This window comes from Pseudomonas sp. P4_B3, assembly GCF_056402295.1.
On sequence record NZ_JBFUHR010000032.1, the window covers coordinates 109,952 to 121,348 of the forward strand.

Annotated in this window: 16 protein-coding genes; 6 read left to right on the top strand and 10 right to left on the bottom strand. The window is 61.2% G+C overall.

From position 1 onward, the window contains the following. Nucleotides 1–55: 55 nt before the first annotated feature. Genes AC1DWG_RS28410 through cysG form a run of 4 tightly spaced genes read left to right on the top strand, consistent with a single transcriptional unit; the run spans nucleotide 56 to nucleotide 4,444 of the window. Nucleotides 56–1,378, top strand: coding sequence for a replication-associated recombination protein A (locus tag AC1DWG_RS28410; RefSeq protein ID WP_095059527.1), 1,323 nt, complete (start codon nucleotides 56–58; stop codon nucleotides 1,376–1,378). Continuing rightward, complete coding sequence (crcB, locus tag AC1DWG_RS28415) at nucleotides 1,378–1,752, top strand: fluoride efflux transporter CrcB (RefSeq protein WP_477764571.1); 375 nt, start codon at nucleotides 1,378–1,380, stop codon at nucleotides 1,750–1,752. The genes AC1DWG_RS28410 and crcB overlap by 1 nt, the downstream gene beginning before the upstream one ends. 16 nt (nucleotides 1,753–1,768) lie before the next feature. Beyond that, nucleotides 1,769–3,049, top strand: a complete 1,281-nt coding sequence (gene serS, locus AC1DWG_RS28420) for a serine--tRNA ligase (protein ID WP_477764570.1) — start codon at nucleotides 1,769–1,771, stop codon at nucleotides 3,047–3,049. After that, nucleotides 3,050–4,444 (top strand): siroheme synthase CysG, encoded by a 1,395-nt coding sequence (gene cysG, locus AC1DWG_RS28425; protein ID WP_477755023.1) that lies wholly within the window; start codon nucleotides 3,050–3,052, stop codon nucleotides 4,442–4,444. Nucleotides 4,445–4,571: 127 nt separating this feature from the next. Here cysG and AC1DWG_RS28430 read toward each other — a convergent pair whose 3' ends face one another. The 9 genes from AC1DWG_RS28430 to AC1DWG_RS28470 form a co-directional block, all read right to left on the bottom strand. Continuing rightward, the gene (locus AC1DWG_RS28430) at nucleotides 4,572–5,573 is read right to left on the bottom strand and encodes a glutathione S-transferase family protein (RefSeq protein WP_477764569.1); all 1,002 of its coding nucleotides are present in this window, start codon (nucleotides 5,571–5,573) and stop codon (nucleotides 4,572–4,574) included. 91 nt (nucleotides 5,574–5,664) lie between these two features. Beyond that, on the bottom strand, nucleotides 5,665–6,666 hold the full coding sequence (locus AC1DWG_RS28435; RefSeq protein WP_477759978.1) for a glycosyl transferase family protein: 1,002 nt from the start codon (nucleotides 6,664–6,666) through the stop codon (nucleotides 5,665–5,667). Next, nucleotides 6,663–6,998, bottom strand: a complete 336-nt coding sequence (locus tag AC1DWG_RS28440; protein ID WP_046037873.1) for a TusE/DsrC/DsvC family sulfur relay protein — start codon at nucleotides 6,996–6,998, stop codon at nucleotides 6,663–6,665. Before AC1DWG_RS28440 ends, AC1DWG_RS28435 begins: the two co-directional genes overlap by 4 nt. Further along, nucleotides 6,995–7,288, bottom strand: coding sequence for a sulfurtransferase complex subunit TusB (gene tusB, locus AC1DWG_RS28445; RefSeq protein WP_477755019.1), 294 nt, complete (start codon nucleotides 7,286–7,288; stop codon nucleotides 6,995–6,997). The genes AC1DWG_RS28440 and tusB overlap by 4 nt, the downstream gene beginning before the upstream one ends. Further along, nucleotides 7,288–7,650: a sulfurtransferase complex subunit TusC gene (gene tusC, locus AC1DWG_RS28450; RefSeq protein WP_477755018.1), complete on the bottom strand. Its 363-nt coding sequence runs from the start codon at nucleotides 7,648–7,650 to the stop codon at nucleotides 7,288–7,290. The genes tusB and tusC overlap by 1 nt, the downstream gene beginning before the upstream one ends. 1 nt (nucleotide 7,651) lies before the next feature. Beyond that, nucleotides 7,652–8,044 (bottom strand): sulfurtransferase complex subunit TusD, encoded by a 393-nt coding sequence (tusD, locus tag AC1DWG_RS28455; RefSeq protein ID WP_477755017.1) that lies wholly within the window; start codon nucleotides 8,042–8,044, stop codon nucleotides 7,652–7,654. 187 nt (nucleotides 8,045–8,231) lie between these two features. Continuing rightward, the gene (locus tag AC1DWG_RS28460; protein ID WP_477756586.1) at nucleotides 8,232–8,936 is read right to left on the bottom strand and encodes a YoaK family protein; all 705 of its coding nucleotides are present in this window, start codon (nucleotides 8,934–8,936) and stop codon (nucleotides 8,232–8,234) included. 25 nt (nucleotides 8,937–8,961) lie between these two features. After that, the gene (locus AC1DWG_RS28465; RefSeq protein WP_477756587.1) at nucleotides 8,962–9,291 is read right to left on the bottom strand and encodes a DUF6388 family protein; all 330 of its coding nucleotides are present in this window, start codon (nucleotides 9,289–9,291) and stop codon (nucleotides 8,962–8,964) included. A 20-nt stretch (nucleotides 9,292–9,311) separates the two neighbouring features. Next, nucleotides 9,312–9,560 (bottom strand): hypothetical protein, encoded by a 249-nt coding sequence (locus tag AC1DWG_RS28470; RefSeq protein WP_008015571.1) that lies wholly within the window; start codon nucleotides 9,558–9,560, stop codon nucleotides 9,312–9,314. A gap of 148 nt (nucleotides 9,561–9,708) precedes the next feature. On the opposite strand from AC1DWG_RS28470, the gene AC1DWG_RS28475 reads away from it, so the two are divergent. Next, complete coding sequence (locus tag AC1DWG_RS28475) at nucleotides 9,709–10,059, top strand: hypothetical protein (RefSeq protein WP_477764567.1); 351 nt, start codon at nucleotides 9,709–9,711, stop codon at nucleotides 10,057–10,059. Between the two features lie 130 nt (nucleotides 10,060–10,189). On the opposite strand, the gene AC1DWG_RS28480 is transcribed toward AC1DWG_RS28475, so the two are convergent. Next, nucleotides 10,190–10,615, bottom strand: a complete 426-nt coding sequence (locus AC1DWG_RS28480) for a GNAT family N-acetyltransferase (protein WP_477764566.1) — start codon at nucleotides 10,613–10,615, stop codon at nucleotides 10,190–10,192. Nucleotides 10,616–10,781: 166 nt separating this feature from the next. Between AC1DWG_RS28480 and AC1DWG_RS28485 the strand changes: the two genes are divergently transcribed. Continuing rightward, nucleotides 10,782–11,369 carry an NUDIX domain-containing protein gene (locus AC1DWG_RS28485; protein WP_477788664.1) on the top strand — a complete coding sequence of 196 codons (588 nt, stop codon included), beginning with the start codon at nucleotides 10,782–10,784 and terminating at the stop codon, nucleotides 11,367–11,369. Nucleotides 11,370–11,397: the final 28 nt, after the last annotated feature.

Below are 11,397 nucleotides of genomic sequence, written 5' to 3' on the forward strand. Positions count from 1 at the left end.
GCTCCTACAGTGACCTGCGGTGTTCAAATCTTGCAGTGAGGTTTCACCCGATACCATGGACCTGTTTCGCAGCACCCCCATCGCCCAGCCCTTGGCCGCCCGTTTACGCGCGGCCAATCTGGACGAGTACGTCGGTCAGGAACACGTGCTCGCTCGCGGCAAGCCCTTGCGCGAAGCGCTGGAGCAGGGTGCCCTGCATTCGATGATTTTCTGGGGGCCGCCGGGTGTGGGCAAAACCACCCTGGCGCGATTGCTCGCGGAAGTCTCGGATGCGCACTTCGAAACGGTCTCGGCGGTGCTGGCCGGGGTCAAGGAGATCCGTCAGGCGGTGGAAATCGCCAAACAGCAGGCCGGGCAATACGGCAAGCGCACCATCCTGTTCGTCGATGAAGTGCATCGCTTCAACAAGTCGCAGCAGGACGCGTTCCTGCCTTATGTCGAAGACGGCACGCTGATTTTCATCGGCGCAACCACGGAAAACCCCTCGTTCGAACTCAACAACGCCTTGCTGTCCCGGGCCCGCGTCTACGTGCTCAAAAGCCTCGACGAAGCGGCCCTGCGCAAGCTGGTGCACCGCGCATTGACCGAAGAGCGTGGCCTGGGCAAACGCAACTTGACCCTCAGCGATGAAGGGTTCCAGATGCTGCTGTCGGCCGCCGATGGGGATGGCCGGCGTTTGCTCAACTTGCTGGAAAACGCCTCGGACCTCGCCGAAGACAACAGCGAAATGGGTGTCGACCTGCTGCAAAGCCTGCTCGGCGATACCCGCCGGCGGTTCGACAAGGGTGGCGAAGCGTTCTACGACCAGATCTCCGCGCTGCATAAATCGGTGCGCGGTTCCAACCCCGACGGCGCGCTGTACTGGTTCGCGCGGATGATCGACGGCGGTTGCGACCCCTTGTACCTGGCCCGGCGCGTGGTGCGCATGGCCAGCGAAGACATCGGCAATGCCGACCCGCGTGCCTTGAGCCTGTGCCTGGCGGCGTGGGAAGTGCAGGAGCGCCTCGGCAGCCCCGAAGGCGAACTGGCCGTGGCCCAGGCCATCACCTATCTGGCCTGCGCACCGAAAAGCAACGCGGTGTACATGGGCTTCAAGACTGCATTGCGCGCCGCCGCCGAACACGGCTCGCTGGAAGTCCCGCTGCACCTGCGCAACGCGCCGACCAAGCTTATGAAGCAATTGGGCTACGGCGATGAATACCGCTATGCCCACGATGAGCCGGACGCCTACGCCGCCGGAGAAGACTATTTCCCGGAAGAACTCGACCCGATCCCGTTCTATCAGCCTGTGCCCCGTGGCCTGGAATTGAAGATCGGCGAAAAGCTCAATCACCTGGCGAAACTCGACCGTTTAAGCCCCCGGCAGCGGAGAAAATAGTGCTTCCTGTGATCGTTGCGGTTTCCGTCGGCGGGATGGCCGGCACTCTGTTGCGCTTCGCCACGGGCAACTGGATCAACGCGAATTGGCCACGGCACTTCTATACCGCGACGCTGGCCGTTAATATCGTGGGCTGTTTGCTGATCGGTGTTCTATACGGTCTGTTTTTGATACGCCCGGAGGTGCCTTTTGAGATTCGCGCCGGGTTGATCGTTGGCTTCCTCGGGGGGCTGACGACTTTTTCATCCTTTTCACTGGATACGGTGCGCCTGCTGGAAAGCGGGCAAGTGCCGCTGGCCCTGGGCTATGCGGCGCTCAGCGTATTCGGCGGGCTGCTTGCCACCTGGGCCGGCCTGTCCTTGACCAAACTTTGATAAACGAGAAACCGACATGCTCGATTCCAAACTGTTACGTAGCAACCTTCAGGACGTAGCGGACCGCCTGGCTTCCCGTGGCTATGCCCTGGATGTTGCGCGCATCGAAGCGCTGGAAGAACAGCGCAAGACCGTCCAGACCCGCACCGAAGCACTGCAGGCTGAACGTAACGCGCGCTCCAAATCCATCGGTCAGGCCAAGCAGCGCGGCGAAGACATCGCGCCGCTGATGGCGGACGTCGAGCGCATGGCGGGCGAATTGAGTGCCGGTAAAGTCGAACTGGACGCGATCCAGACCGAGCTGGACTCGATCCTGCTGGGCATCCCCAACCTGCCGCACGAATCGGTACCGGTCGGCGAAGACGAAGACGGCAACGTCGAAGTGCGCCGCTGGGGAACCCCGACGGCCTTCGATTTCCCGGTTCAGGACCACGTGGCCCTGGGCGAGAAGTTCGGCTGGCTGGACTTCGAAACCGCTGCCAAACTGTCCGGCGCCCGTTTCGCCCTGCTGCGCGGCCCTATTGCCCGTCTGCACCGCGCCCTGGCGCAGTTCATGATCAACCTGCACGTCACCGAGCACGGCTACGAAGAGGCCTACACGCCTTATCTGGTCCAGGCTCCGGCACTGCAAGGCACCGGTCAGTTGCCGAAGTTCGAAGAAGACTTGTTCAAGATTGCGCGCGAAGGCGAAGCAGACCTGTACCTGATCCCGACCGCCGAAGTGTCGCTGACAAACATCGTCGCCGGCGAAATCGTCGATTCGAAACTGCTGCCGATCAAGTTCGTTGCCCACACCCCGTGCTTTCGCAGTGAAGCCGGCGCGTCGGGTCGCGATACCCGCGGCATGATCCGCCAGCATCAGTTCGACAAGGTCGAGATGGTGCAGATCGTCGAGCCGGCGAAGTCGATGGAAGCGCTGGAAGGCCTGACCGCCAACGCCGAGAAAGTCCTGCAACTGCTGGAACTGCCTTACCGCACCCTGGCGTTGTGCACCGGCGACATGGGCTTCAGCGCGGTCAAGACCTACGACCTGGAAGTGTGGATCCCGAGCCAGGACAAATACCGCGAAATCTCGTCGTGCTCCAACTGCGGCGACTTCCAGGCCCGTCGCATGCAAGCGCGTTTCCGCAACCCGGAAACCGGCAAGCCGGAACTGGTGCACACCCTGAACGGCTCCGGTCTTGCTGTCGGCCGTACCCTGGTGGCGGTGCTCGAGAACTATCAGCAGGCCGACGGTTCGATCCGTGTGCCTGAAGTCCTCAAGCCGTACATGGGTGGCCTCGAGGTTATCGGCTAAATGAACTATCTGCCGCTGTTTCACAACCTTCGCGGCAGTCGTGTGTTGGTCGTCGGCGGGGGGGAGATTGCCTTGCGCAAATCCCGCCTGCTGGCCGATGCCGGTGCGCTGCTGCGGGTGGTTGCACCTGAAATCGAAGCACAACTGCGCGAGCTGGTTGCCGGCAGCGGTGGCGAGTGCCTGCTACGTGGCTACGCCGAAACGGACCTGGACGGTTGCGGGCTGATCATTGCCGCCACCGACGACGAAACGCTGAACGCACAAGTTTCCGCCGATGCCCATCGGCGTTGCGTGCCGGTCAACGTGGTGGACGCGCCAGCCCTGTGCAGCGTGATCTTCCCGGCGATCGTCGACCGTTCTCCGTTGATCATTGCAGTGTCCAGCGGCGGCGATGCGCCGGTGCTGGCACGTTTGATCCGCGCCAAGATCGAAACCTGGATTCCTTCCACCTACGGTCACCTGGCCGGTTTGGCGGCGCGATTCCGTCATCAGGTCAAAGGCCTGTTTCCGGATGTGCAGCAGCGTCGGGCGTTCTGGGAAGATGTTTTCCAGGGGCCGATTGCCGATCGGCAACTGGCCGGGCAGGGCGGTGAAGCCGAGCGGTTGCTCCAGGCGAAAATCGATGGCGAAGCGCCAGTGGCGACCGGTGAGGTCTATCTGGTGGGCGCAGGGCCAGGTGACCCCGACCTGCTGACGTTCAAGGCATTGCGTCTGATGCAGCAAGCCGATGTGGTGCTGTACGACCGTTTGGTGGCACCGGCAATTCTCGAACTGTGCCGTCGCGACGCCGAACGGGTTTACGTCGGCAAGCGCCGAGCCGATCACGCGGTGCCGCAGGATCAGATCAACCAGCAATTGGTGGACCTGGCCAAGCAAGGCAAGCGTGTGGTGCGATTGAAGGGCGGCGATCCGTTCATCTTCGGTCGTGGTGGTGAAGAGATCGAAGAACTGGCAGCCCAAGGCATCCCGTTCCAGGTCGTGCCGGGGATCACGGCGGCCAGTGGTTGCGCGGCTTATGCCGGGATTCCGCTGACTCACCGCGATTATGCGCAGTCGGTGCGATTCATCACCGGCCACCTCAAGGACGGTTCCAGCGATTTGCCATGGGCCGATCTGGTCGCGCCGGCGCAAACCCTGGTGTTCTACATGGGCCTGGTGGGCTTGCCGATCATCTGCGAGCAGTTGATCAAACATGGTCGCGCCGCCGATACCCCGGCGGCACTGATCCAGCAGGGCACCACGGTCAACCAGCGGGTGTTTACCGGCACCCTGGCAGACCTGCCACGACTGGTGGCGGAGCATGAAGTGCATGCGCCGACATTGGTGATCGTGGGTGAAGTGGTGCAACTGCGCGAGAAACTGGCGTGGTTTGAAGGGGCTCAGGGACAGGTCTAGGCACCGAGTCGCTCCCATCGCGAGCAGGCTCACTCCTACATCGGATTTGTGGCGTTCAAAAATCCCCTGTAGGAGCGAGCCTGCTCGCGATGAGGCCCTAAAAGACAATAAAATTTTTAGATCAAACTCAGGCCTTGCGCCAAACCCCTTTCCCGCTAAACCGCTCCCGATCATGGGCCGCGGTGAAGTCCTGTGCCGGCCCTTTCGGCACCACACCCGTCGGGTTGATGGTGCGGTGGCTGGCGTAGTAGTGGTTCTTGATATGGGTGAAGTCCACCGTCTCGGCAATCCCCGGCCACTGGTAAATTTCCCGCAGCCAGTTCGACAGGTTCGGATAATCGGCAATCCGCCGCAGGTTGCACTTGAAGTGCCCGTAGTACACCGCATCGAAGCGAATCAGCGTGGTGAACAGGCGGATGTCCGCTTCGGTCAGGTATTCGCCAGCCAGGTAACGGTTGGCACCCAGCAGCAGCTCCAGCCGATCCAGCTCGGTAAACACATCATCGAAGGCTTCTTCATAAGCCTGTTGCGAGGTGGCAAACCCGGCGCGGTACACGCCATTGTTCACCGCCGGATAAATCCGCTCGTTCAGCGCATCGATCTCTCCGCGCAGCGGCGCCGGGTAGAAGTCCAGGTCGTTACCGGTCAGATCGTCGAAGGCGCCATTGAACATGCGGATGATTTCCGATGATTCATTGTTGACGATGCGATTCTGTTGTTTGTCCCACAGCACCGGTACGGTGACGCGGCCGGTGTAGTCCGCGGTGTCGGCGGTGTAGCGCTGGTGCATGAAGTCGAAGCGATCGAGCTTGTCGCCGGTCGAACCCAGGTGCTGGTCGAAGGTCCAGCCGTTTTCCAGCATCAACCAACTGACCACCGAGACGTCGATCAGGTTTTCGAGGCCTTTGAGTTTGCGCAGGATCAGTGTGCGATGAGCCCACGGACAGGCCAGGGACACGTACAGGTGATAGCGCCCAGGCTCGGCCGCAAAACCGCCGACGCCGGTCGGTCCGGGCTTGCCGTCAGCGGTCAACCAGTTGCGTCGCTGCGCCTGTTCACGCTGGAACGCGCCGTCCTTGCTGCTTTCGTACCATTTGTCCTGCCAGCGGCCATCAACTAACAAACCCATGTTCGAGACTCCCGAAACCCATAATCGATGGAGTTGAGTCTATTCCGATGAGTTCGAACAAAAAGCGCAAAGATCGGGCGCGAATGATCGATTAAATTGATTTGTCCCGCGCAGCCCAGTATTTTTCAGCGGTTTCGAAGGCCTGGTCGCGGGTCTGTCCGAGGCCACGCAGGGCCAGGGCCATGGTCGAGATCAGGGCCATTTGCGGGTAGCTGTCGACCACATCGCCACGCCAGACTGCTTTCAAATGTTCAGGTTCAAGCGAAGCAGGTTTGACGTGACGTTGCGCCGACAACTGCGGCCATTCCTCGTCCCAGCTAACGCCGCCGGTGGTGCCGTACAGGTGACTGTCGGCGTCCGGGTTGATCTCGATCTCGCCGCCATCGCCCTTGATCACGATGGCGGTGTCACCCAGCAGGCCGCTGGCATCGCGATGCACCGCCTGATAACCCGGGTGGAAAATGCTTTGCAGACCGCAACGGGCGCCCAGCGGATTGAGAATCCGCGCCAGGGAGTGGATCGGCGAGCGCAGGCCCAGGGTGTTGCGCAGGTCGATCATCCGTTGCAACTGTGGCGCCCAGTCCATCAAAGGCATGAACGCCAGGCCGCCGTTGTCCAGTGCCGAGCCGACTTGCTGCCAGTTGCGGCACAGCGGGATGTTCAATTCGCCCAGCAGTTGCTCGCTGTACAGCCGACCGGCCGTGTGGGCGCCGCCGCCGTGCATGAAAATCCGCACGCCGTTTTGTGCCAGGCACTTGGCTGCCAACAGATACCACGGCAAGTGCCGCTTCTTGCCGGCGTAGGTCGGCCAGTCCAGATCCACCGCCAGTGCCGGAGGATTCAGGCGTTCGCGCAAGGCTTCGGTGAAGCCTGCCATCTCCTCGAAGCTTTCTTCCTTGTGCCGCAACAGCATCAGGAATGCGCCGAGTTGGGTTTCCTCGATCTTTTCATCGAGCACCATGCCCATGGCCTCGCGGGCCTCGACCCGGGTCAGGTCACGGGCGCCGCGTTTGCCTTTGCCAAGGATCCGCACGAATTGGGCGAACGGATGCTCGGCGGGTGTTTCGAGGGTCAGTGCTGGGTAATCAGTCATAAGCAATTCGTCGGTTTGGGCAGGCCCGCCAGTTTCGCGGCGAGTTTGGCGGGAGTGCCTTTGAACAGTCGGTTCAGGTGCAGGCTGTTGCCTTTTTCCGGGCCGAGTTTCAGGGCGGTGTACTTGATCAGCGGACGGGTGGCCGGTGACAGCTGGAATTCGGCGTAGAAACTGCGCAGCAGCTCGAGGACTTCCCAGTGTTCGGGCGTCAACTCGATGTCTTCGGCAGCCGCCAGGGCACTGGCCACGTCGGCGGACCAGTCACTCAGTTCGACCAGGAAACCATCCTTGTCCAGCTCGATGGCGCGGGCGCCGACCGTCAATGCATTCATAGCCAACTGTTGACCTTGTCGTAGTGAATCGACAGTTCGACGAAGGCCGGGTAATCGATGGCCTTGGCCCATTCTGGAACCGCAAGCGCACGGGCCTGGGCATCTTCAGCCAGGACGAACAGCTTCAGGCCGCGTGCGCTGAGCACCGTGAAGGGCGCGGTGCCTGGCTGCAACGCATAGGCGGCATCACCGGACAACAGCAACCCGTCGTTGGCGCCGATTACGCGCAGGCAACTGGTCAGGCGTTCGTCGCCGAACGGGGAATGAGACAACACATGCAAAGTCGACATCAGAGGGTGATCACCTGGTCGTAACGGTCAATGAGGGCGGTGATTTCAGGGGCGGCCAACACTTGGGCTTCTTCCAGCGACAGGCCGCTGGGGTCCAGGCCGCGCTGGGTGATGCTGTCGCCGCAGGCAAACAGTTCCTCGACACCGAACATCGGCAGGGCTTGCAGATTGGCGCTCAGGTCTTTCAGTTGCAAGGCCTTGGCGTCCTGACTGGCGACGAGCTGGAACACGCCGTCATCGAGAAACAACAGGCCGATCGGCAGGTCGAAGGCGCCCCCGGCCAGCACGATATCCAGCGCTTCGCGCGCGCCAGGGCCGGACCATGGCGACTGGCGGCTGATGATCAACAAGGATTTGGCCATGTCATGCGCCTCCGAAACAGATCAGGCGGTCGGCATCCTGCGCGGCGTCATGCAATTGGCCGAGGCCCGACAATTCCCACGGCGCACCGACGGCAACAGCCTCGCGCTGATAGCGCCGGGCTTCTTCATCGTTCAACACGCCACGACGCAGCGCGGCGGCGATGCACACCACACCATCGAGTTGATGGTCGCTGACAAAGGTGCGCCATTGCCTGGGCAAGTCCAGTTCATCCTGGGGCGTGACCACGCTGGCAGACGCGTTGTAGACGCCGTCCTGGTAGAAAAACAGCCGGACAATCTCATGCCCGCCGGCCAGCGCCGCTTGGGCGAACAGCAAGGCGCGGCGCGAGGAGGGCGCATGGGCGGCGGAAAACACGGCGATGGCGAATTTCATGACGGACTCGATCAGCGAAACTGCCGCCATGATAAAGCTTTATCGGCGGGGCGGCGAAGGGCTTTGCCGCGAAGGTAGCCTGCCATATACACGCAAGCCCTCTGTAGGAGCTGCCGCAGGCTGCGATCTTTTGATCTTGTTTCAAAAGATCGCAGCCTGCGGCAGCTCCTACATGGAGATTGAGGTGTTAGCGCGGCATATACCCCAACTGCCAGCGCCGCGGGATCTTCAACGACAACACCCCGAGTCCGGCAGCCAGCAGGCCACTGGCAAACAACGCCTTGAGCCCCAGGTGGTGTTCCAGCACGGCACCGAGTACCGCGCCGGCGAACATGCCGGTCCAGGGGATCAGTTGCACGCGCCAGCCGTTACGACGCTCACCGAGCATCCAGCGGCCCAGCCCGCGGCCGAAACGCGACAGGGCGCCGGTGACGTAAGTCAGGCCCACCGGCAGGCCGTTCACTTCTTCCACCGCGGCGTTGAGCATTCCCATGGCGATGATCGCTGCCAGCAGTGCGGGCAGTTGCGCGTCGAAAGGCCAGGCCGCGGCGGCGCATAACAACGTGGCAATGCTCAGCAACAAGGGCAGGGCCCGGCGTCTGCCTAGCCGGCTGACGATAATGCCCAGCGCGTTGCCGACGATGAAGGTGGCGACGAGGATCACCAGGCGCAGGGTCAACCCAAGGTCGCCAGTACTGATGGCGACAGCCATCCGGGTGGTATTGCCGCTCATGAACGAGACGAAGTCGCCGCTGGCCATGAAGCCGATGGCGTCGGTCATGCCGGCGAGCACCGAGAGCATGGCCACCAGGCTCAGGCCTATGCGCCCGCGCCATTTCTGCGTGTGCAAGTGACCGGGGCTGGCGTGGGTCCTGGCGGTGTTGGGCAGCATCGGCGATGGTATCCCTGAACAGTGCTTAGGGTTTTATCCCATTCAACTCGCAATATTCCAGCCAGTCCATGCCGGCCATTTCCGCCACTTCCCGGTGCACTTCCAGGCGCTGCGCTTCGTAATCCTGGGGTGTGGCGGTGGTTAACTGCAACGTCAGTTCCCAAGCGAACAACTTCTGGCGTTCTGCTTCAGCTTCAAACGCTTCGTGCAGCCGTTCCTCGCGATACTGAGCCGCCGTTTCACCCTTGGCCTGAGCCAACAGCGGGTTGAGGTGGTCGAGTTCTTCGCGCAACTCGGGGCGCGCCTCGAGAAACTTCTTGAGTGCTTGCTCATGCTGCAGTTCGGTTGCCGCCATGGTTGCTCCTTGAGTGGGGATTACGAAGACTGCTTCTTGCTGGCCTTGGCCGCTGCCGCCAGGCATTCGAGGGCAAACTGTTCGGTGTAGGTCATCTGGATCGGCGTGGTTTCGCCTTTGACGGTTCTTTCGCCGTCGAGGATGTAGCGAATCCGCTTGTCGGTGACGCCGATTCGCTTGGCTATCCAGGAAGGCGTCTGGCCGATCTGGCTGATCAGCTTGTCGGCATATTCAGTGCTCGGTTTGTAGAACTCGGCATTAGGTGTCATCAGATTTCCAGTCAGGGGTGCGATGCGGCGTTATTGGCGCGACAGGGTGCGCGAATCGTTGCGCGCTGTCGCGGTATAAATGCAGTAAAGCAGAACGATACGGGCTGCCGGGGTGATAAAGTCCGCTTTTTCCTGATGAGTGAATGCAATGCGAATTCTGATGGTGGCGCTGGCCGCGACGTTGCTGGCGGGATGCGCCGGCTCGGCGATGAACGACGCCCGCACCAAGGCCCCGTACAAGACCCTGAACTCGGAAAAACCGGCAAAAGACGTCGCCCAGTGCGTGCAGTTTTCCTGGCAGGACGAGGCCGTGTTCGGCGTCGATGCCGCTGCCTATTTGCAACCAGGGGATAAGGGCGGCACGACCGTTTACACCCGTTCGGCGGAGTCCTTCGTCGACGTGACCACCGATGCCTCGGGCACGGTGTTGAGCTACTACGCACAGCACGATGATTTCGTGGCCAAGCGCCGGCTGGCGGCGCTGGCGACTTGCCTGTGATTTGAAGGTTTATTGCATACCCCTGTAGGAGCGAGCCTGCTCGCGATAGCGGTAAGTCAGTCGACATCAATGTTGAATGACAGTCCGCCATCGCGAGCAGGCTCGCTCCTACAGGGGTTTTGTGTGCTGGTCAGTAGCTCAGGCGCTTCTGGAAGAAAAAGTGCTTGTGCCCCGGCGGGTAGTCGGCAATGTGTCCGATCTCGCTGTAGCCGCATTTCTTGTAGAACTCCGGCGCCTGGAATTCAAAGGTGTCGAGCCACAGCCCGACGCAGCGTCGTTCCCGCGCCAGGTCCTCGGCCATCTGCATCAGTTTCGAACCCAGGCCCTGTCCCCGGGCCTGTTCCGGCACCACCAGCAAGTCGACGTACAGCCACTGGTAAAACAATCGGCCATGCAGGCCGCCGAGGATTTCGTCGTTGTCGTCGCGCACCAGCAAGGCGATGTGCTCAGGCACGTTACCTTCGGCCTTCGAGCCATTGTAGGCGCGCAGCGGTTTGAGGATGGCCAGGCGTTGTTCTTCCGTGGGGTTTGGCGACAGTTCGATACGCAGGTTCATGGCTATATCCATATGGCATTGAAGCCGCAGCCTATCCCGGTTGCAGCGATTGTTCCATCCCCGGAAAAGTTGAACCGTCGCCAGGGCGGCGCTTGCTTGAGGGGGCAAATGCTGTCCGTTTTCACTTAACATGTGGACCCTCAGACAAATAACAGGACGCGTTGTCATGTCGAACACAGCCGAGCGGGTCAACATCCTTGAGTCTCAGGTGTTGTCCCACGACTGGTACCTGCTCAGGAAAATCACCTTTGATTACCAACGCAACAACGGCGAGTGGCAACGCCAGACGCGAGAGGTCTACGACCGTGGCAATGGTGCGGCGATTCTGTTGTACAACCGCGAAAAGAGAACCGTGGTACTGACCCGGCAATTTCGCTTGCCGGTGTTCGTCAATGGCCACGATGGCCTGTTGATCGAAGTGGCGGCGGGGCTGCTGGAAGGCGCGGCGCCTGAAGACCGCATCCGCGATGAAGCCGAGGAAGAGACGGGTTACCGCGTGCACCATGTGCAGAAGGTGTTCGAGGCGTACATGAGCCCGGGTTCGGTGACGGAAAAGCTGCACTTTTTCATTGCCGAGTACGATGCGAAGTCGAAAGTCAGCGACGGTGGTGGACTGGAGGTGGAAACCGAGGAACTGGAAGTGCTGGAGTGGGCGTTCGAGGATGCGCTCGAAGCGTTTTACCGCGGCGAGATCTGCGACGCCAAGACCATCATGCTGTTGCAGTATGCGGCGATGAAACCCCTTTTCAATTAAACGCAATCTCCCGTAGGAGCTGCCGCAG

Excerpts from the sequence above, each read along its gene's own strand:
- AC1DWG_RS28465 (WP_477756587.1), bottom strand. The coding sequence starts at position 9,291 with ATGGCGGCAACCGAACTGCAGCATGAGCAAGCACTCAAGAAGTTTCTC.
- AC1DWG_RS28410 (WP_095059527.1), top strand. The coding sequence starts at position 56 with ATGGACCTGTTTCGCAGCACCCCCATCGCCCAGCCCTTGGCCGCCCGT.
- cysG (WP_477755023.1), top strand. The coding sequence starts at position 3,050 with ATGAACTATCTGCCGCTGTTTCACAACCTTCGCGGCAGTCGTGTGTTG.
- AC1DWG_RS28460 (WP_477756586.1), bottom strand. The coding sequence starts at position 8,936 with ATGCTGCCCAACACCGCCAGGACCCACGCCAGCCCCGGTCACTTGCAC.
- AC1DWG_RS28475 (WP_477764567.1), top strand. The coding sequence starts at position 9,709 with ATGCGAATTCTGATGGTGGCGCTGGCCGCGACGTTGCTGGCGGGATGC.
- AC1DWG_RS28440 (WP_046037873.1), bottom strand. The coding sequence starts at position 6,998 with ATGAATGCATTGACGGTCGGCGCCCGCGCCATCGAGCTGGACAAGGAT.
- AC1DWG_RS28485 (WP_477788664.1), top strand. The coding sequence starts at position 10,782 with ATGTCGAACACAGCCGAGCGGGTCAACATCCTTGAGTCTCAGGTGTTG.
- tusD (WP_477755017.1), bottom strand. The coding sequence starts at position 8,044 with ATGAAATTCGCCATCGCCGTGTTTTCCGCCGCCCATGCGCCCTCCTCG.
- AC1DWG_RS28480 (WP_477764566.1), bottom strand. The coding sequence starts at position 10,615 with ATGAACCTGCGTATCGAACTGTCGCCAAACCCCACGGAAGAACAACGC.
- AC1DWG_RS28430 (WP_477764569.1), bottom strand. The coding sequence starts at position 5,573 with ATGGGTTTGTTAGTTGATGGCCGCTGGCAGGACAAATGGTACGAAAGC.
- tusC (WP_477755018.1), bottom strand. The coding sequence starts at position 7,650 with ATGGCCAAATCCTTGTTGATCATCAGCCGCCAGTCGCCATGGTCCGGC.
- AC1DWG_RS28470 (WP_008015571.1), bottom strand. The coding sequence starts at position 9,560 with ATGACACCTAATGCCGAGTTCTACAAACCGAGCACTGAATATGCCGAC.
- tusB (WP_477755019.1), bottom strand. The coding sequence starts at position 7,288 with ATGTCGACTTTGCATGTGTTGTCTCATTCCCCGTTCGGCGACGAACGC.
- serS (WP_477764570.1), top strand. The coding sequence starts at position 1,769 with ATGCTCGATTCCAAACTGTTACGTAGCAACCTTCAGGACGTAGCGGAC.
- AC1DWG_RS28435 (WP_477759978.1), bottom strand. The coding sequence starts at position 6,666 with ATGACTGATTACCCAGCACTGACCCTCGAAACACCCGCCGAGCATCCG.